This window comes from Azospirillum sp. VT-I1 (assembly GCF_055698305.1).
On the sequence record NZ_CP168803.1, the window covers coordinates 478453 to 496848 of the forward strand.

The 18396-nt window shown below is 68.5% G+C and carries 16 protein-coding genes; 8 read left to right on the top strand and 8 right to left on the bottom strand.

Annotated features, from left to right (window positions below; genetic code table 11):
• Positions 1 to 71 precede the first annotated feature (71 nt).
• Together AB8P05_RS20745 and folK are read right to left on the bottom strand one after the other, a co-directional pair.
• Positions 72 to 479 (bottom strand): dihydroneopterin aldolase, encoded by a 408-nt coding sequence (locus AB8P05_RS20745; protein ID WP_472760167.1) that lies wholly within the window; start codon positions 477 to 479, stop codon positions 72 to 74.
• 118 nt (positions 480 to 597) lie between these two features.
• Positions 598 to 1119, bottom strand: a complete 522-nt coding sequence (gene folK / locus AB8P05_RS20750) for a 2-amino-4-hydroxy-6-hydroxymethyldihydropteridine diphosphokinase (RefSeq protein ID WP_472760168.1) — start codon at positions 1117 to 1119, stop codon at positions 598 to 600.
• A 221-nt stretch (positions 1120 to 1340) separates the two neighbouring features.
• Here folK and AB8P05_RS20755 point away from each other — a divergent pair, with 221 nt between their 5' ends.
• From AB8P05_RS20755 to AB8P05_RS20765, 3 genes are all read left to right on the top strand, one after another.
• The gene (locus tag AB8P05_RS20755) at positions 1341 to 1799 is read left to right on the top strand and encodes a hypothetical protein (protein ID WP_455174457.1); all 459 of its coding nucleotides are present in this window, start codon (positions 1341 to 1343) and stop codon (positions 1797 to 1799) included.
• A 186-nt stretch (positions 1800 to 1985) separates the two neighbouring features.
• A complete protein-coding gene (locus AB8P05_RS20760) occupies positions 1986 to 2741 on the top strand; it encodes an SRPBCC family protein (RefSeq protein WP_472760169.1) in 756 nt (251 codons plus the stop codon).
• Positions 2742 to 2870: 129 nt separating this feature from the next.
• Entirely contained in the window at positions 2871 to 3251 is a 381-nt protein-coding gene (locus tag AB8P05_RS20765) for a c-type cytochrome (RefSeq protein ID WP_455174455.1), read from the top strand.
• A 105-nt stretch (positions 3252 to 3356) separates the two neighbouring features.
• On the opposite strand, the gene pepN is transcribed toward AB8P05_RS20765, so the two are convergent.
• From pepN to AB8P05_RS20780, 3 genes are all read right to left on the bottom strand, one after another.
• Complete coding sequence (pepN, locus tag AB8P05_RS20770; RefSeq protein WP_472760170.1) at positions 3357 to 6014, bottom strand: aminopeptidase N; 2658 nt, start codon at positions 6012 to 6014, stop codon at positions 3357 to 3359.
• Positions 6015 to 6153: 139 nt separating this feature from the next.
• Positions 6154 to 6771, bottom strand: coding sequence for a hypothetical protein (locus AB8P05_RS20775; RefSeq protein ID WP_472760171.1), 618 nt, complete (start codon positions 6769 to 6771; stop codon positions 6154 to 6156).
• 23 nt (positions 6772 to 6794) lie between these two features.
• The gene (locus AB8P05_RS20780) at positions 6795 to 7235 is read right to left on the bottom strand and encodes a hypothetical protein (protein WP_472760172.1); all 441 of its coding nucleotides are present in this window, start codon (positions 7233 to 7235) and stop codon (positions 6795 to 6797) included.
• Positions 7236 to 8042: 807 nt separating this feature from the next.
• On the opposite strand from AB8P05_RS20780, the gene AB8P05_RS20785 reads away from it, so the two are divergent.
• The 5 genes from AB8P05_RS20785 (at position 8043) to AB8P05_RS20805 (ending at position 15094) form a co-directional block, all read left to right on the top strand.
• On the top strand, positions 8043 to 8756 hold the full coding sequence (locus AB8P05_RS20785; RefSeq protein WP_472760173.1) for a hypothetical protein: 714 nt from the start codon (positions 8043 to 8045) through the stop codon (positions 8754 to 8756).
• A gap of 28 nt (positions 8757 to 8784) precedes the next feature.
• The gene (locus AB8P05_RS20790; protein ID WP_472760174.1) at positions 8785 to 9630 is read left to right on the top strand and encodes a response regulator transcription factor; all 846 of its coding nucleotides are present in this window, start codon (positions 8785 to 8787) and stop codon (positions 9628 to 9630) included.
• The gene (locus tag AB8P05_RS20795) at positions 9611 to 11218 is read left to right on the top strand and encodes a sensor histidine kinase (RefSeq protein ID WP_472760175.1); all 1608 of its coding nucleotides are present in this window, start codon (positions 9611 to 9613) and stop codon (positions 11216 to 11218) included. The genes AB8P05_RS20790 and AB8P05_RS20795 overlap by 20 nt, the downstream gene beginning before the upstream one ends.
• 139 nt (positions 11219 to 11357) lie before the next feature.
• Positions 11358 to 11852 carry a winged helix-turn-helix transcriptional regulator gene (locus AB8P05_RS20800; protein ID WP_472760176.1) on the top strand — a complete coding sequence of 165 codons (495 nt, stop codon included), beginning with the start codon at positions 11358 to 11360 and terminating at the stop codon, positions 11850 to 11852.
• Between the two features lie 275 nt (positions 11853 to 12127).
• A complete protein-coding gene (locus tag AB8P05_RS20805; RefSeq protein ID WP_472760177.1) occupies positions 12128 to 15094 on the top strand; it encodes a methyl-accepting chemotaxis protein in 2967 nt (988 codons plus the stop codon).
• Positions 15095 to 15100: 6 nt separating this feature from the next.
• On the opposite strand, the gene AB8P05_RS20810 is transcribed toward AB8P05_RS20805, so the two are convergent.
• The 3 genes from AB8P05_RS20810 to AB8P05_RS20820 form a co-directional block, all read right to left on the bottom strand.
• On the bottom strand, positions 15101 to 15607 hold the full coding sequence (locus AB8P05_RS20810) for a hypothetical protein (protein ID WP_472760178.1): 507 nt from the start codon (positions 15605 to 15607) through the stop codon (positions 15101 to 15103).
• A 241-nt stretch (positions 15608 to 15848) separates the two neighbouring features.
• Entirely contained in the window at positions 15849 to 16418 is a 570-nt protein-coding gene (locus AB8P05_RS20815; RefSeq protein ID WP_472760179.1) for a TetR/AcrR family transcriptional regulator, read from the bottom strand.
• Between the two features lie 72 nt (positions 16419 to 16490).
• Positions 16491 to 18236, bottom strand: coding sequence for an AMP-binding protein (locus tag AB8P05_RS20820; RefSeq protein WP_472760180.1), 1746 nt, complete (start codon positions 18234 to 18236; stop codon positions 16491 to 16493).
• Positions 18237 to 18396 lie beyond the last annotated feature (160 nt).

Genomic DNA, 18396 nt, shown 5'->3' on the forward strand with positions numbered 1-18396 from the left:
AGCGCTATATCTTTCCGTGATCCAGTAATGGTCAGGGCCGACACCGGTCGGCGGCCCCACCGCGTTACTGGTCACCCTTGTCCCGGACGGGTGCGCGTCAGGCTCGCCCCGGCGGAGGGGCCGCCGGAGTCGGCTGCGGGAATCGTAACGTCCGCCTGGACCCGGCGCACTTTTTCGTGGGACAGGCAGAGGTCCGCGGCGCGGTCGGCCAGATAGTCGGGACCGGGTACATCGGATTCGGCACAAAGACGACGCAAGTCTTCGACGATGTCCTCATAGGACATGACGGCGGCGATGTCGTCGGGGAATCCCGGGCCGGGATGGGTGACGGTCAGCGTCAGGTCGAATGTTACCCGCGGCCGGTCGGCGCGGCCGGCGATGGCGACCGGGGCGGCGAAGCCCCGCACCAGGATGGTGTAGGTGAGCGGCGCACCGCCCGGCTGGACCATGACGGCCCGTTTCGCGCTATCGTCCGACAACACAGTCTCCCGGCCGGCGGCCCGCCACCGGCATTGCATTCAGCCCGGCACTATAGGCGGTGCCGCCGCCGCATGCCACCGCACTCGCTCGGCGGCGGACGGTCGGATTTCCCCAGGGTCAGAGCGCTTCAGCGATCCGCATCACGGTCTCGCGGCCCGGAACCTCGTCGGCCAGCGCGCCGATGCGGCGGTTCAGCACCGGATGCTGCAGGTCGGCGGCGATGTCCGCCAGCGGGCAGAGGACGAAGGCGCGCTCCGCCATGCGGGGGTGGGGGATCTCCAGGTCCGGTTCGGCCAGCACCCGGTCGGCATAGAGCAGGATGTCGATGTCGATGGGACGCGGACCGAAGCGCAGCCCGCCCAGATCGCGGCCCAGCGTCGATTCGATCCCCTTGATGAAGCGCAGCAGCGCCTGCGGGTCCAGGCGGGTGGTGCCGCGCACCGCCATGTTGAGGAAGGCCGGCTGGTCCGTCACATACATCGGCGCCGTCTCGTAGAGCGCCGACTGCGCGTCGATCTCCACCGCCTCGCCCAGCCGGCGGATCGCCTCGGCCAGATTGGCGGCGCGGTCGCCCATGTTGCCGCCCAGCGCCAGATGGACGGTGACGAGAGAGGAGGGGGTAGGCGTAAGCTCTGCCATGGCGTCGGCGGTCCTGATGTGCTGGGATGGACGGATGGCGGAACTCCTAGCAAATCTCCGCCCGCCCGTCATGTCGCCCGTCGTGCCGCCATCATGCCGCGGCCATGCCGGGACCGGTCCGCCCCTTCGGGGAACGGACGGGCGGCGGCGGGGTTTCAGCACTATATCAACCGGTTGAGATGAACCCGGAAATGACACGATATCCTGGTGGAGGACGAGACATGGGCCGCGTACGGAGCCTGCGCGCTGCGGTGATCCTTCTCGGCGGCACGGCCGCCCTTCTTGCGGGCTGCGCCACCGGCCCCGATCCCGAGGTGGCCCGGCGCGCCCAGACCGCCATGGTGGGCATGCCCAAGGCCGACCTGCTGGCCTGCGCCGGCGTGCCGGACCGGCAGGCGATGGCGTCGGGGCGGGAGTATTACACCTACGTGGCGCGCCCGACGGCCGCCTACAGCCCCGGCAGCAGCATCGGCATCGGCGCCGGCAGCTTCGGCGGCAGCGGCGGGGTGGGCCTCGGCCTCGGCTTCGGCGTGCCGGTCGGTGGCGGCACCACGGCCGGGTGCGAGGCGACGGTGGTGGTCGGCCCGCGCGGGACGGTGGAACAGGTCACCTACCCGGCGGGCGCCTCGCTGTCGGCCTGCACGCCGATCGTCAGCAACTGCATGGCGCCGCGCGGCTGAGGACGCCCGCCGACGGGGGCCGCGCCCATAAGACTTAGAGATGAGGCGGTCGGGGCTGTCGCGGCGCCGGTCGATCCCGTATTCTCGGAGTTGAACCCCGGCCCCGGACCTCCGGCCATGGCCGGGGCACCGACGCCCGCAAAGGGCCGCATCAGGGTTGGCATAGGGTTGGAGGAAACACGAACCATGGACATGAGCGGAAGCCACCGGATCGAGGCCAGCCGCGAGGCGGTGTGGGCGGCGCTGAACGATCCGGACATCCTGCGCCAATGCATCCCCGGCTGCGAGGAGGTGGTCCGGCAGTCCGACACCGAGATGACGGCCAAGGTCGTCGCCAAGGTCGGCCCGGTCAGCGCCAAATTCGCCGGCAAGGTCACGCTGTCGGACCTCGACCCGCCCAACGGCTACACCATCACCGGCGAGGGTTCCGGCGGGGCCGCCGGCTTCGGCAAGGGCGGTGCCACCGTGACGCTGGCCGACGACGGTGGCGCCACCCTGCTGACCTACACCGCCAAGGCGCAGGTCGGCGGCAAGCTGGCGCAGATCGGATCGCGGCTGGTTGACGCCACCGCCCGCAAGATGGCGGAGGAGTTCTTCGCCCGCTTCACCCAGATCGTCGGCCCGGCACCCGCCGAGGCGGCGCCCGAACAGGTTGCGGCGGGGACGACCGCCGTTGCGGACGAACCGGCCGGTGCCAGACCGGCTGTCCGGCCCGCCGTCTATTCCGACACCACGACGGCCCCGGCCGCTGCCTCCGCCCCTGCGCCCAAGCCCGCGACGCGCATGGCGGAGCCGCCGCCGGAGATTCCGCTGCCGCTGCCGGTCGGCCGCGCCGGCGGGATCGGGGGCATGATCGGAGGTGGAAGCGGCGGTTTCTATGTTCCCTGGGCTGCGCTTCTCCTGGTTGTGGTGCTGCTCGCGTCGCTTGCTTTGATTCACTAGCGTGACAGATTGTTCATTGGTCGTACGGCCATATCAAAGGGGTTTGACGCACCCCCGGAATGTGTATGCTGCCGCGCGATTCCGGTCGGCGCCGTCGGCCGGTCGATCCATCGGAAGGGAAGCCGAAGTATGAAGAAGCTGTTGATGGGCGTTGCCACCCTGGCCGCGATCGTGACGGGTGCCGGTGCCGCGCAGGCCGCCGATGCCGCCGCCGGCAAGGATGTCTTCAAGGTTTGCATGGCCTGCCACACCACCGAGCAGGGCAAGAACAAGGTCGGTCCGTCGCTGCACGGCGTCGTCGGCCGCCAGGCCGCCGCGGTCGATGGCTTCAAGTATTCGGGCCCGATGAAGGAAAAGGCCGCCGGCGGCCTGACCTGGACCCCGGAGAACCTGGACGCCTACATCAAGGCTCCGAAGGAAATCGTCCCGGGCGGCACCATGGCCTTCGCCGGCCTGAAGGACGACGCCAAGCGCGCCGACCTGATCGCCTTCCTGGCCGAGCAGAAGTAAGACCGCGCAAGGCCCCGGCCCGGTCGGGGAGCGCGGACGGCGAAAAGGGCCGGAGGCGATGCCTCCGGCCCTTTGCATATGCACCCGGTCCTTTGGTGCCGAGTCTCAGCCGGCGGCCGCCAGACTCTTGCTCGCAACCTCGTAGACGTCCGGAGACAGGCCCGGAGTGGCGACGATCCGCTCCAATTCGGCCTTCATCAGGCCCTGACGAGCCGCGTCATAGCGCCGCAGGCGAGAGAAGGGGCCCATCAGGCGGGCCGCAACCTGCGGATTCATCGGGTCGAGGCGGAGCACCTGATCGGCGAGGAAGCGGTATCCGGCTCCACTCCGGTCGTGGAAGCGGACCGGGTTGCCGTTGGCGAAACCGCCGATCAGCGCATAGACCTTATTGGGGTTCCGGATCTCGAAGGCGGGGTGGCCGAGCAGGGCGGTCACCCGGTCCAGCGTGTCGGCGCGGTGCGACATCGCCTGAACGCTGAACCACTTGTCGACCACCAGAGCCTCGCCCTTCCAGCGCTCGTAGAAGTCGGCCAGCGCCTTGTCGCCTTCCGGCGAGGCGGCGTTGGACAGGAACTGCAGCGCCGCGATCTCGTCGGTCATGCCCTTGGCGCCGCGGTACTGGGTCAGGCACAGCTCCAGCGCCTCATCGTCCTCCAGCGCCATCAGGTAGGCGAGGCAGAGGTTCTTCAGCGCCCGCTTGCCAATGGCGTCGGCATCGACGGAGAAGGGCTCCTGGCTGCTGTTGCGGCGGTAGAGGTCGAGGAACTGCGCAAGCAGGCGCCCGGCCAGCGTCTTGCGCGCGAACTCCCGCGCCGCATGGATGGCGTCGGGATCGACCACCGCCATCTGGGTGCCGAGATAGGCTTCCGTCGGCAGCACCAGCGCCTGGGCGGCGAAGGCCGGGTCGCGGTCGGCATCTGCCAGGATGCGGGCGAAGGCGTCGGCATAGCCGTCGGGCAGCACCAGATCGCGGCCGGCCTGCTGGTCGGCGACGAGGGCCAGCAGGATGCGCGTACCCAGGATCTGCCCGGCCTCCCACCGGTTGAAGGCGTCGCTGTCATGCGCCATCAGGAAGGTCAGGTCGTCGTCGGTCAGGTCGGCCTTCAGCTTCACCGGGGCGGAGAAGCCGCGCAGCAGCGACGGCACCGGACGGGCCGGGATGTCGCGGAAGGTGAAGCTCTGGCTTTCCGCCGTGACGTGCAGGATGCGGCTGGTGCCGTCGGCCTTCTCCTCGCCGTCCAGGCGCAGCGGCAGGTCCTGCCCGTCGGGGCCGAGCAGGCCGACCACCAGCGGGATGTGCATCGGCTGCTTGGTCGGCTGGCCCGGGGTCGGCGGCACCGTCTGCTTCACCGTCAGGGTGAAGGTCTTCGCCGCCGCGTCATGGCTGCCGGTGACCTCCAGCTCCGGCGTGCCGGCCTGGCGATACCACAGCTGGAACTGGGTCAGGTCGACGCCGCTGGCGTCCGCCATGGCGGCGACGAAGTCGTCGCAGGTCACCGCCTGCCCGTCATGGCGCTTGAAATAGAGGTCGGTGCCCTTGCGGTAGTTTTCCGGCCCCAGCAGGGTGTGGATCATGCGGATGACTTCCGCACCCTTGTTGTAGACGGTGGGGGTGTAGAAGTTGTTGATCTCGACATAGCTGTCCGGGCGCACCGGATGGGCCATGGCGCCGGCATCCTCCTGGAACTGCACGGTGCGCAGCCCCTGGACGTCGGCGATGCGCTTCACCGCGCGGGAATGCATGTCGGACGAGAATTCCTGGTCGCGGAAGACGGTCAGCCCTTCCTTCAGCGACAGCTGGAACCAGTCGCGGCAGGTGACGCGGTTGCCGGTCCAGTTGTGGAAATACTCGTGCGCGACCACCGCCTCGATGTTGAGGAAATCGGTGTCGGTCGCGGTCTCCGGCTTCGCCAGGATGTATTTGGTGTTGAAGACGTTGAGCGACTTGTTTTCCATCGCCCCCATGTTGAAGTCGCCGACCGCGACGATGTTGAAGATGTCCAGGTCGTATTCCAGCCCGTAGACCTCTTCATCCCAGCGCATCGACTTGATGAGCGAGCGCATGGCGTGGTCGATCTTGTCCTCGTTCCCCGGCTCCACATAGATGCGCAGCGTCACGTCGCGGCCCGACGCGGTGCGGAAGCGGTCCTCGCCATGGACGAGGCTGCCGGCGACCAGCGCGAACAGGTAGCAGGGCTTGGGGAAGGGGTCCTCCCAGCGCGCCCAGTGGCGCCCGCCCTCCAGATCTCCCGAGGCGGCGAGGTTGCCGTTCGACAGCAGCACCGGGTAGCGCGCCTTGTCGGCGGTGATGGTGGTGCTGTAGCGCGCCATCACGTCCGGCCGGTCGATGAAGTAGGTGATCTTGCGGAATCCCTCCGCCTCGCACTGGGTGCAGAAGTTGCCGGAGGACTTGTAGAGCCCCTCCAGCGCCGTGTTCTCCTGCGGTTTGATGCGGACGACGGTCTCCAGCGTATAGCTGTCCGGCACCTCCAGCACGATCAGGTGATCGGGGGTGACGGTGTATTCGTCCGGCCCCAGCGTCCGGCCGTCCAGCGCCACCGACACCAGCTCCAGCCTCTGGCCGTCGAGCGACAGCGGCTCCGTCGCCGCCTCCGGACGGTCGGGATTGCGGCGGATCGCCAGCACCGTGCGGACGGTGGTGACATCCTCGCCCAGGTCGACGAACAGGTCGACCGTGTCGATCAGATGCGCCGGCGGGCGATAGTCCTGAAGCCGGATGGCCTTCGGCGTGCCTTTGTCCATGTGCCTTGTCTCTGGTCTGTGTCTGTCTTGCGGATCAAGCCGTTCGGGACAGGTCCGAGGAACAGGGACTGTAGCAAGGCGGAACCGGGCTGTCTTGAGTGGGAATGGGGGTGGGCGGGGGGATGGAGCGGCGCGGCCGCTATCTGGTGACCTGCGCCACCTTCAGCAGGGTGAAGGCGCCCATCTGGTCGATGTATTGCTGATAGAAGAAGCGCCATTTCTTGCCGTTGCGCACGCCGACCAGCGTGACCTTCACCGCGTCGGTGCCCGGCACGTTCATGTATTGCGACTTGTGCAGGGTGGTGGCGTGCATGCGCATGCCCTGCCGCAGCCCGGCCTCGTCGATCCGCCCCTGCGCGGTCTGGAGATTGCCGTGCGAGGCGGAGTAGGTGCCGCCGCCATGGTCGCTGAAGCCGAACGAGCAGCCGTCCATCGTCGGCGTGAACATCACGTCGGCCTCGTCCTCCAGCACGACCAGATGCTTGAAATCCTGGTCGTAGGGCAGCCAATAGGCTTTCCAGCCGTCCGGATGGTTGCCCTGATCGCAGCGCACCGACCAGACTGCGGCATTCTTGGTCTTGAACTGCGAGATGATGCCGGTGCCCTTGCGGGTGCAGGTCATGCCGTCATTGTCGAGGCTGAAATTCTTCACTCCGCCCACGCGGTAGTTGGGCTGGTAGGACTGGTACTGGATATAGATCAGGTTGTTCTTGAGGAAGCTTTCCGGGTTCGCGACCAGATCGGCGATGTTCGGCATGCGGCGTTCTCCTGCGCGGGGGATCAGACGATGCCGAAGACGGGCCGCTTGAACCCGGCCTCCGTCTCGTTGCCGGCCAGGAACCAGTAGGGCTTCATCACCGCGAACTGCTGGTTGTCGTCGCGCAGCAGCACATAGGCGCAATAGACGGTCCCGTCGTCCGGCCGCAGGAAAGCCGCGATCCACGGATTTTGCCGCGTGCCGATATGGCGGGCGTGCCCCAGCTTGCGCGTGATGTCGTTGCGGTAGCCGACCAGCGTCGCCGCATGTCCCTGACGGAAGGGAAGGGCGGCAAGCTCCTGATAATTCTGAAGAATGCGCGGGTTGCCGTCGCCTTCCTCGGCGTACCACTGCGCCACTTCCATATAGTCGTTGGCGCGCGCGTTGGCGCGGTCATAGCGCGCCTGCTTCTGGCGGTCGGTATGGCCGGCGGCGGTCTTCTTCAGAAAGCTGATCAGTCCCATCGTTCGCTTCTCCCGCTGTCCCGGACGGGACGCTAGCAGAGCAATCGGTGAGGCGCAAAAGGGTGGGGGTCATATGATGGTATGCGGTTTGGCTGCCGTTCTCATTGGTCTCCGCGCCGACCAGATAGCGGCTCTACCAAATTGTACGTGATACGAACTTGACCATGCCGCCCGTTCGGCGCATCATGGTCGCCGTGATGGATGGTGCCGAAAATGCATTGTTCCCACGACGCCGACCGGCCTGACGGCCGGCCGGAACCACGGCTGGAGTTCCAGAGGCAACGCCTTGCGGCCGCTTCCCGCGCGCCGCTACCTCATTGTTGCCCGTCCGGCTGAGCGGCGGCGGAGCCATACCCGGGTGGCTCCGCCGCCGATTGTTTTTTGGGCGCCGGTTGATTTTTGGGCATTGTCCCTCGACGGCCTCATTCCCGTCCGATCCCGGCCATCCTTCTGCCTCATTCCTGTCACGTCCTGTCGCCCTTCGGCAACGAGCGGTCGACGTGCAGTGGATTTACCCGAAATACGTACCACTTTCGAGAAAACCGCCCGAGCGGTCCCGCCGGATTCCCTCGAAAATCAAACGAAACATCGCAAAATATTGGTAGGTTTTCGCAAAATGGGGGTATCTGCTGTGGCTTTAACGCGCCATTAACCAGGATGGATTGAGTTTAGGGGCATCAGACGCGGCCAACTCCAACTCAGACGCGAAGTAGTCTTTGCCGATAGATGGAATTGTCCGGTCCCCTGTTTATCCCGCTACAGCCGACCTTCCCGTTCGTCCCTCCAGTGTTTGAAAGGCTCGCCCCCATGACCGTGCCGGCAGTCCTCCGCGATGTGGCGCAGTTCGGCGCCTACGCCGCCGGCCGGGGCCGACATGCGGGCCTGCTGGTCGCGGTCCTGCTGCTGGCCGGCTGCCCGGCCAACACCACCGGACCGGGATGGGGCGGACCCGACGTGACGGCCGCCAACCCGAACGGACGCCCGGCCTCCCCGCCGGTGCCCAGGCAGAAGCCGGTCCGCAAGGTTCCCGACGCCGCTGCGCTGGCGCCGACCCTGCCGATGCCGCAGCCCGGCCCGCCGGTGACCAACAGCGACGTGGCCGCGGCCGGCACGGCTTCCAACACGGCCACCACCCAGTTGGCGGCCATCGATCCCCGGACGGCGAACGCTTCGGCCATGCAGGCCGTGGGGCCGGCCATGGGAATGACGCCCACCCCTCCCGCAACCGCCAACGCCGACCCCGACAGCCTTGTCGGGCTGGACGAAGTCCAGACTCTCAACCTCCTGGGGTCCCCTGTTGCAAGGGAAGAGGCGCCGCCCGCCAAGATCTGGCGGTATTCCAAGGGTGACTGCACCCTCAAGGTCTTCTTCTTCATGGATATGACCTCGTCCCAGGACTTCCGCGCCCTCTCCTACGATATGAAGAGCAGCCAAAATGTCCCTGACGCCGACCACCGATGCTTCGCCCAACTCCTCGCTCACGCTGACTCAGGGCGCCCTGTCCGCCCCGGGGTTCAGTAAGGCGGAGTCGAACAAGGGAATGTCCGCAATGACCGAACCGACCATTGCCCGCATCGCTCTGGTGGACGACGACGATCTGTTCCGTGAGTCGCTCAGCCTCAACCTCGGCGACGAGGGGTACGAGGTCATCACCTTCGACCGCGGCGAGCCGGCGCTCGATTTCTTCGCCGGCGGCGGGTCGGTCGACATCGTCCTGCTGGACTGGCGCATGCCCAAGCTGGACGGCATCGACGTCCTGCGCCAGATGCGCGCCCGCGGCATCGCCACCCCAGTGATCTTCCTGACCGTGCTGTCCGACCAGATCTATGAAGAGGCGGCGCTGGCCGGCGGTGCCCTGGACTTCGTGGAGAAGTCGCGCAGCCTGTCGATCCTGCTGAAGCGCATGCGCCTGATCCTGGACGGCACCAAGGGTGCGACGGAGGAGGCGGAGGCCGGCGGCAACAGCACCATGCACCGTCTGGGCGAGCTGGAGCTGCGCCTGGACAACAGCCGCGCCTTCTGGAAGGGCAAGCGCATCGACCTGACGCTGACCGAGTTCAACATCGTCAAGCTGATGTCGACCCGCCCGGAAGAGGACGTGTCCTACCGCGAGATCTACGACCTCGTCCATGGCAAAGGCTTCGTCGCCGGCTACGGCCCGTCGGGCTACCGCGCCAACGTCCGCGCCTTCATCAAGCGCATCCGCCAGAAGTTCCGTTCGGTCGACGCCAACTTCGCCTGCATCGAGAATTATCCGGGCTTCGGCTACCGCTGGGGCAAGGGTGAGAACCCGGCCCAGGGTGGCGACGAGGACGGCCTGGACAACGACCAGCGCGGCGGCCAGCGCAATGGTATGAGCGAGGACATGCTGATCAATGGCGCTGCTGCCGAGTGAACTCGCGATGCGGGCGCCCAGACAAGCGTCCGCCCGCCTGCTTTGGCTGTGGCGGTCGATGGCGAGCCGCCTCGTGCTGCTCACCGTCGTCTTCGTCGCCGTGCCGGTCCTGCTCTATGACCAGTTCCAGCGCGCCGACGAGGCTTCGCAGCAGCTCCTGCTGAAAAGCGCCCAGCGCCAGGGCGAGCTGATCGCCCGCGCGCTGGAACCGGAACTTCTGGGCGTGGACCGCACCGCCCTTCCCAGCCTCAGCAACGCGCTCGCCCGCTACGGCGACGACCGCACGCGGCTGAAGCTGCTGGTGCGGCCGCGGGTGGCGGCCGGCGGGGCGGCGACGGTCAGGACCGGGCCCGAACCCTTCTTCTACGTCGCGGCGGCGCCCAGCCTGTCGACCGCCGACATCGACGCCGAGCGGCGCCTGCTGCTCGAACAGGGCGTGCTGGACCGGCTGGGGTCGAGCTGCGCCGGCAACTCCACGCTGGCGATGCGCGTTCCCCACGCCGAAGGCGGGGAGGAGGTGCTGTCCTCCATCACCCCGATCAAGACCAGCTTCGGCTGCTGGGCGCTGGTGACCAGCCACGCGACCGAAGCCTACATCTCCTCCTCCATCGGCCGTCCCTACTGGAGCACGCCGGCGGTCCAGGCCGCCGCGGCGATCTATCTGGCGATGGCGGCCCTGGTGCTGGCCGTGCTCGCCGGCATCTGGCGCAACCTGAACCGCTTCGGCGACCTTGCCCGCCGCATCGTCGGCGGCGAGGACATCCCCGACCAGCATGGCCGCAGCGCCTCCTTCGCCGCGCGCAACACCGTGCCGGAACTGGGCGGGGTGGCGGAGGATTTCGACCGGCTTGTCGCCACCCTGCGCGACAGCGCCCAGTCGCTGCGCCGCGCAGCGGAGGACAACGCCCACGCCTTCAAGACGCCGATCGCCGTCATCCGCCAGTCGGTGGAGCCGCTGCGCCGCGCCCTGCCGGCGGAGAACGCCCGCAGCCAGCGCGCGCTGACGATGATCGAGAAGTCGCTGGACAAGCTGGACGGGCTCGTTTCCTTCGCCCGCCGCATGGACGAGGCGGCGGCCGACCTGCTGGCGCCTGCGCGCCGCCGGGTCGACCTGTCGGCGCTGGTGGAGCGGATGGCCGGCGGATACACCGGCCTGCTGGCCGAACGGCGCCTGCACATGCGCTCGCGCATCGACGCCGGGCTGGTGGTGCGCGCCAGCGAGGAGACGCTGGAGACCATCGTCGAGAATCTGGTGGAGAACGCCGTCAGCTTCTCGCCGCCCGATTCCGCCGTCAGCGTCCGTCTGACCCGCAACGGCCGCTGGGCCGAGCTGCTGGTGGACGACGAGGGGCCGGGCGTCGATCCCGCCAACCTGGAACGCATCTTCGAGCGTTATTTCTCGCACCGCGAACCCGGCCGCGGCATGCCGGAGGACGAGGCGGCCGCCCATCAGGCCGGAGCCGCGCATTTCGGGATCGGGCTGTGGATCGTCCGCCGCAACATCGAGGCCTTCGGTGGCCGCGTCAGCGCCGAGAACCGCCCGACCGGCGGGTTGCGGATGACGGTGATGCTGCCGCTGGCCGGCTGACGAACCACAGGCCGCGTCGCCGGCAAACAGGCTTCGGAGTGGCGCGGCCGTCGCCGTTCCTGCTATGGTCGGTTCCCGGCCGCCCCCGTTCTTTGCCCGAAGAAGGAGGCGGCCGGCCGAACAGCATTCCGAGCCGCCGATGGACCGCAGCCTCGATTCCACCGACATCAAGATCCTGCGCGAACTGCAGGAGGACGGGCGCCTCAGCAATGTGGAGCTGGCCCGGCGCATCAATCTCAGCCCGGCCGCCTGCCTGGAGCGGGTGAAGCGGCTGCAGGCGGACGGCATCATCCAGCGCTATGTCGCGCTGCTCGATCCGCACCGTCTTGAAGCGGGGATGCTGGTCTTCGTCGAGGTGGTTCTGGACCGCACCACGCCCGACAATTTCGACGACTTCAAGGCCACCGTGCTGCGCATGCCGCAGATCATGGAATGCCACATGGTCGCCGGCGGCTTCGACTATCTGGTCAAGGCGCGGGTGCGCGACATGAACGAATACCGCCTGTTCCTGGGCGAACTGCTGTCCACCGCGCGGGGCGTGCGGGAGACCCATACCTATGCGGTGATGGAAGAGGTCAAGAGCGTCACCGCCATCCCGCTGGACGGACTGTCCACGGGCTCGTTGCGCAGCTAAACAGTTAGACTGTATATCTTTTTTCAGTTTGCATTGTACGTTGCGCCCGCCATTCTTTCCCGGACGCATTTTGCGACGGATTCCGCGGGTGGATATCCCGGCGGCGTTATGTTTCGCCATGCAGGTTGTTCGATTGCAAACAAAATCGCGCGGCATGCCGCTTGCAGCGTAACGTCCGGTCCGGGGGTGCGACCGATGAGATCGTCCGGCGCTGCCGAGCGCGCCTGCACGCCCGACCGTTTCCTGCAAGACTTTGGCGAGAGCGGAACCGCGTCATGCGCGTCAACACCCCGATCACCGACCGCGAGGTCCATCTGACCGAAGGCGTCCCCCTGGTGTCGCGCACCGACACCGGCGGCCGGATCACCTTCGCGAACCAGGCTTTCGTCGAGATCAGCGGTTTCGACGAACATGAGCTGATCGGCGCTCCGCACAACCTCGTCCGCCATCCCCACATGCCCAAGGAGGCGTTCGCCGACCTGTGGGCGACCGTGAAGACGGGGCGGCCCTGGGAGGGGCTGGTGAAGAACCGGACCAAGTCCGGCGATTTCTATTGGGTGCGCGCCAACGTCACCCCGGTGATCGAGAACGGCGCCGTCACCGGCTACATCTCCATCCGCTCCAAGCCGTCGCGCGACGAGATCGCGGCGGCCGAAACGCTGTATGCGGCCATGCGCGACGGACGGGCCGCGGTGGCGCTGGAGCAGGGGGCGCTCGTCCGCCGCAGCCGCGCGGGCCGGGCCGCCGCCACGGCCTGGTCCAGCCTGTCCGGGCGTCTGGCCGGCGTGATGGTGCTGCTGATCCTGGCGATGCTGCTGGCCGGCTGGCTCGGGCTGGACGGCATGGATGCCTCCAACCGCTCGCTCCGCACCGTGTATGAGGACCGGACGGTCCCCGCCTATCAGATCGGCGAGATCGAGAACCTTGCCCGCGACAGCCGGCAGCACCTGACTGATTTCGCCGCCGATCTTCATGAGAACAAGGACGCCGGCGACCTCGCCGCCCTCGAGACCGCCGTCGCCGACAACAGCGCCGCCATGCGGCGGCTGCTGACCGCCTATCTCGCCACCTACCTGACGCCGGAGGAGGCGGTCCTCGCCGGGCGGTTCGAGCCGCTGGTCGTCTCCTACCTGCAATCCGGCGTCGACCCGGCCCTGGCGCTGGCGCGGGAGAGGAAGGGCGCAGCACTGGACTCCCATCTGCGCGGCACCGTCCGTCCCGCCTTCGCCGAGCTGCGCCGCGTGTCGGACTCGTTGCTGGAACTCCAGATCCGGGTCGCGCGCGAGGAGTTCGACAGGGCCGAAGCCGACCATGGGCGGCGCATCGCGGTGGTCTCCGCGGCGGTCCTGCTGAGCTGCCTGCTCGCCGCCCTGTTCGGCTGGCTGATCCTGCGCACGGTGCGCCGGCCAATGGCGGTCCTGGAACAGACGTTCGAACGCATCGCCCGCGGCGCCTTCACCGATCCGATGACGCCCATCGCCGTGCCGGAATTCGCCCGCGTCGCGTCCGAAGTGAACGCGATGAAGGCGAAGCTGGCCTATGCCGCCCATGAGAAGCACGAGACCGAACTGCGCCAGAAGGCGCTGACCCGCCAAGCCCTGCTGGAGACCTGCAAGTCGATCGAAGGCGACCTGGACTCCACCTGGATAGGGGTGGAACTGACCAGCAAGCGCGCCGGCGACGGCATCCAGGATCTGATGCAGGCGCTCGGCGTGGTGCGCGAGAACACGATGGTGGTGTCGGCGGCCTCGGAACAGGCCAGCGCCAACGCCCAGTCGGTCGCCGCCGCGACGGAGGAGCTGAACAGCGCCGGGCACGAGATCGCCCGGCAGGCGGCGCGGTCCAGCGAGGTGGCCCGGCGCGCGGTGGACAGTGCCCGCGGCTCCGCCTCCGCCATCGGCCAGATGGAGGTGGCGACGGAGGAGATCGCCAAGGTCGCCAACCTGATCAACGACATCGCCGGCCAGACCAACCTGCTGGCGCTGAACGCCACCATCGAGGCCGCCCGCGCGGGCGAGGCCGGCAAGGGCTTCGCCGTCGTGGCAAGCGAGGTGAAGCAGCTGGCCAACCAGACGGCGCGGGCGACGGAAGACATCGCCCGCCAGATCGACCAGCTGAAGCAGGCGGTCGGCGGCAGCGTCACCGCGATCCAGACCGTCATTTCCGTGATCGAGGAGATCGACGAGGCCGCCGCCGCCACCGCCGCCGCGGTGGAGGAACAATCCGCCGCCAATGCGGAGATCGGGCGCAGCGCCACCAACTCGGCCGGCGGCGCCTCCCAGGTGTCGGTCAGCGTCCTGCGCATCCGCGACCAGGCGGACGGCATCACCGGCATCGCCACCGACGTGACGCGCCGGATGGCCGACACCCAGACCGCGGTCGCCGACCTGAAGCGCCGTCTGGTCATCGCCCTGCGCCAGTCGGTGGCCGGCGACCGCCGCATGTCCGACCGCATCCCCTGCGAGGAGCCCGTCACGCTGCTCCTGGCCGGCGACCGCCGCAACGCCACCATGCTGGACCTGTCCCTGGAAGGGATGCTGGTGGAGGCCAAGGATCTTCCCCGGCTCGCCGAACAGATGCGGCTGACGGTGTCGCTGCGCGACGTCGGCGAGCTGCCGGCCGTCGTGGCGGGGATCAGCGACCTCGGCCTGCATCTGGCCTTCGACGACCTGTCGGACGGTCAGGCCGACCGGCTGGGCCGTGCCTATCGCGCCATGGTGGAGGCGGATTCCGACGTCATCCGCACCGCGCAGGACACCGCCGCGGCCCTGTCCAAGGCGCTGGAGACCGCTCTTTCCAACGGCAGCATCGGCGAGGAGGCGCTGTTCTCCACCGATCTCGCCCCCATCGCCGGCAGCGAGCCCGAACAGGCGCTGGCACCCTTCACCGAACTGGCCGACCGCCTGTTCCCCGCGATCCAGGAGCCGGTCCTGGCCTCCAACCCCCGCTTCCAGTTCTGCGTGGCGGCCAACAGCGTCGGTTACGTCCCGACCCACAACAGCCGCTATTCGGAGCCGCAGCGGCCGGGCGACGTCGTCTGGAACACCGCCCATTGCCGCAACCGGCGCGTTTTCGCCGACCGCTCCGGCCTTGCCGCGGCGCGCAACACCCGGCCCTTCCTGCTGCAGGCCTATCGCCGCGACATGGGCGGCGGCCGGATGGTGCGGCTGAAGGAGGTCGACGCGCCGATCACCGTGCGCGGCCGCCACTGGGGCAATGTGCGGCTGGCCTACACCGCCTGACGGGCCTCACCCGTTCCGGGTCAGCAGGGCTTCGTAACGCCGGACGGTCTCGCGCATCTCCTCCAGCAGTAGACGCTGCTCGTCGGCCGCCGCGCGCGCCCGTTCGGCATCGATCCGCGCCTGCTCGGCATAGGATCGGGCCTCCTCGGCGGACAGGCGGGCTTGCTCCTGGAGCCGCCGTGCCCGCTCTTCGGCCTGGCGGCTCTCTTCCGCCGCGCATCTTGCCTCTTCCCTGGATCGGCGATGCTCCTCGTCGTCGATCCGCCAGTCTTCGGCTTCGCGCCGTTGCGCCTCGCCCGTGATCCGTCCTTCCTCGGCCATCAGGCGGGCATCTTCGGCCTCCATATGGCGTTCGAATGCCGCGTTTCTTTCCCCTTCGGCCTTCTCGCGCCGCCGTTCCGCATCGTTGCGGGCCTGTTCGGCCATGTCGCGGCGTGTCTCGCCATGCCGCCAATCCTCGGCATCGCTGTTCCGGTCATGGGTGCTGTCGGTGGGGTGGGGTATCTGGGGCATGGCGCTTCCCCTTCATCGGGCAGTGAAGAGCGTTCAAGGACCGGCCGGAAGGTCGCAGGCGCAGGTCCATCCGGCTCGGAAGGCGCCGCCTCCGTTCCGGCCTGTTGCGGATCATCGCCTGCAACGCCCCGGGTGCGATCCAGCATTCCATTCCACCGTCAACAGGCCGTTCTGGCAATCTGCCATATCAGCATAGTTGCGGTGCGAGCTTCGGCCAACCGGCGCCGCAGCCGGGCGCGCGTCAGGCGTGCGTCTGCGCGTCCGGCACCAGCACGTCGGCGCAGATTGCCCGCACCACCTCGGCCCGGTCGGCGGCGGCGCCGGGGGCGAGCAGGCCCTGGCCGAAGGCAAAGGCATAGAACAGGTAGGCGCGGGCGAAGGCCTGGTCGGGGGGCAGGCCCAGCGCCACGAACAGCCCGGCAACGCTGTGCAGGCGCTCTCGGTCGACCTCGGCGATGACGCTTTCCGCCTCGGGATCGCGTCGGGCCCAGTCGCGCACCGCCAGCTCGATCGCCATGCCGCGCGGCTTGCTGCCGCCATAGAGCGCCAGCAGGTCGCGCAGCTGCTGCGCCGGCTCGCGCCCGTCCAGCCGGGTCTGCTCCTTGATGGCGGCGATGCGGCCCAGCTTCCAGCTGTCGAGCAGGGCGTTCATCAGGTCGGTGCGGTCGCGGAAATGCCAATAGAAGCTGCCCTTGGTGACCTTCAGGGCCTTCGCCAGCACCTCCACCCGCACCTTGTCGGCGCCGCCTTCGGCCAGCGCCGCGAAGGCGGCGGCCAGCCAGGATTCGCGGTTCTTCGTCTTGGATTCCATACCCGTCCTTCGCGCATTATCCGGCTGCCGCATCTCCGGAGGCGATCTATACCCGAAAAGGGCGGTCCATGACTATTCGCCCTGCTGCATCTGGATCGCGTCGGATGCCCGGCCGCGATAGTGGATGTTGCCGTCGCGGTCCATGAAGGCGCGGTCGCCGGTCAGGTAATAGCGCCGGCCGTGCCGGAAGCGCTGGGCGGTGCGTTCCGGGTTGTTGGCGTAGGATTCGAACCAGAACAGCGGCGAGTGGTCGACGTCGATGGCGATCTCGCCGGCGCCGCCCACCGGCGCCTCCCGCCCGTCGGGGTCGAGGATAACGACGCGGAAGCCCGGCATCGGCCGGCCGAGCGATCCGCTGGGCGGCTGCGCGGCCTCGCCTCCGTCGCCCGCTTCGGAGTCGGAACGGCCGATCCCGTCGGGGTCGTAGCGGTTCACGATGAAGATGCCGGTCTCGCGCTGGCCATACTGGTCGAGCAGGGGGACCTTCACCGTCCGGTTGGCCCAGGCGATCAGGTCGGGGGGCAGCGGTTCGCCCACCACCGACAGGATGCGCAGCGCGAACTGGTGCGACACGCCGGGATCGGCGCCGTGCCACGCCCGGATCTGCGATGGGGCGGCGGTCAGGTTGGTGACGCCGAACTTGGTCAGCATGCGGTAGCCCTGCCGCACGTCGTAGGGGCCGTCGCAGAAGATCGTCGTCCGTCCCAGCAGCAGCGGCCCGACCAGCCCGTAATAGGCGCCATAGGCCCAGCCGGGATCGGCCATGTTCCAGTAGATGTCGTCGTCGCGCAGGTCCAGGCCGATGCGCATGTACTGTTCGATCCCCGACAGCGCCTTGACCGGCAGCGAGACGCCCAGCGGCGTCGGTTCGGATTCCGAGGTGTAGATCAGGGCGAAGGCGTCGCCTTCGCGGTAGCGCGCCACCTCCGCCAGCGGGGCGGCCTCGTGCAGCGACGACCAGAACGGCACCGCATCGGGGCCGAAGGCCTCGTCGCCCTCCACCGTCACCACCGGCCGAGTGTTGTCGCGCGGCACCTTGCGGCGCAGGAAACCGTTGGTGACGATGGCGCGCGCGTCGCTGTCGGCCAGCCGGTAGGCCACGGACGATGCGGTGTAGGTGGTGAAGAGCGGCATGTAGACGCCGCCCAGCCGCCAGATCGCCAGCGCGGTGATGAGCAGCTCCGGTCCCTTGGGCAGCAGCACCGCGACCCGGTCGCCCTGGCCCACCCCCATGCCGGCCAGCACCGCGGCGAAGCGCGCCGAATCGCGGGCCAGCCGGGCGAAGCTCAGCTCCGTCGTCTGCCCCGCCACGCTTTCATGCAGCAGCGCCGCCCGCGCGCCGTCGGCGGCGCGGACATGGCGGTCGCACAGCAACGTCGCCAGCGCGATGGACTCGCCGCGATATTCCGGCCGCAGGAAGGCCGACGGCCGAACCATCAGGGCCGGCGGCATCCCGATGACGGGCGGCGCCGCCGCCTCATGCGGATGGGGCAGGGCAGGGGCGGCGGCGGGGGCGGCGGGAGCCGGCCGGTGCCGCAGCGCCGCCAGATCGCCCAGCGCCACCAGATCCGGCCCCAGGTGATAGCGCTTGCTGCGCCCGTCCTGTTCCACCAGCCCTTCGCGGGCCAGCGCCATCAGCAGCCGGTGGGCGGTCGCCTTCGACAGCCCGACCCCCGCCATCAGGTCGGCCAGCCGCGCGCCCTCGGTGCCGGCGTCGGCGACCGCGCGCAGCAGGGCGATGGCGCGCTCCAGGCTCTGGGTGCCGCCCGCCCCGCTCGGAGCGGCAGGAGGAGCGGCGATGTCGGCGTGACTGCTCATGAGGTCCATCATATGGACCACACGGCGACTTGTCGCGTCAAAAAACATGCACAGGCGGAATGTCAGTGTTGAAAACAGACGGGAACCCGGTATATAGTGCGGAAGTTGCTCATGAAACGGTCCACAATATGGACCTCGCCGGCCACCAAAGAGCCGGGTC

Bases quoted from the DNA above. Each gene is read 5' to 3' on its own strand.
- AB8P05_RS20775 (WP_472760171.1), bottom strand. From the start codon at position 6,771: ATGCCGAACATCGCCGATCTGGTCGCGAACCCGGAAAGCTTCCTCAAG.
- folK (WP_472760168.1), bottom strand. From the start codon at position 1,119: ATGGCAGAGCTTACGCCTACCCCCTCCTCTCTCGTCACCGTCCATCTG.
- AB8P05_RS20785 (WP_472760173.1), top strand. From the start codon at position 8,043: ATGACCGTGCCGGCAGTCCTCCGCGATGTGGCGCAGTTCGGCGCCTAC.
- AB8P05_RS20760 (WP_472760169.1), top strand. From the start codon at position 1,986: ATGGACATGAGCGGAAGCCACCGGATCGAGGCCAGCCGCGAGGCGGTG.
- AB8P05_RS20805 (WP_472760177.1), top strand. From the start codon at position 12,128: ATGCGCGTCAACACCCCGATCACCGACCGCGAGGTCCATCTGACCGAA.
- AB8P05_RS20800 (WP_472760176.1), top strand. From the start codon at position 11,358: ATGGACCGCAGCCTCGATTCCACCGACATCAAGATCCTGCGCGAACTG.
- AB8P05_RS20810 (WP_472760178.1), bottom strand. From the start codon at position 15,607: ATGCCCCAGATACCCCACCCCACCGACAGCACCCATGACCGGAACAGC.
- AB8P05_RS20815 (WP_472760179.1), bottom strand. From the start codon at position 16,418: ATGGAATCCAAGACGAAGAACCGCGAATCCTGGCTGGCCGCCGCCTTC.
- AB8P05_RS20780 (WP_472760172.1), bottom strand. From the start codon at position 7,235: ATGGGACTGATCAGCTTTCTGAAGAAGACCGCCGCCGGCCATACCGAC.
- AB8P05_RS20790 (WP_472760174.1), top strand. From the start codon at position 8,785: ATGACCGAACCGACCATTGCCCGCATCGCTCTGGTGGACGACGACGAT.
- AB8P05_RS20795 (WP_472760175.1), top strand. From the start codon at position 9,611: ATGGCGCTGCTGCCGAGTGAACTCGCGATGCGGGCGCCCAGACAAGCG.
- AB8P05_RS20755 (WP_455174457.1), top strand. From the start codon at position 1,341: ATGGGCCGCGTACGGAGCCTGCGCGCTGCGGTGATCCTTCTCGGCGGC.
- AB8P05_RS20820 (WP_472760180.1), bottom strand. From the start codon at position 18,236: ATGAGCAGTCACGCCGACATCGCCGCTCCTCCTGCCGCTCCGAGCGGG.
- pepN (WP_472760170.1), bottom strand. From the start codon at position 6,014: ATGGACAAAGGCACGCCGAAGGCCATCCGGCTTCAGGACTATCGCCCG.
- AB8P05_RS20765 (WP_455174455.1), top strand. From the start codon at position 2,871: ATGAAGAAGCTGTTGATGGGCGTTGCCACCCTGGCCGCGATCGTGACG.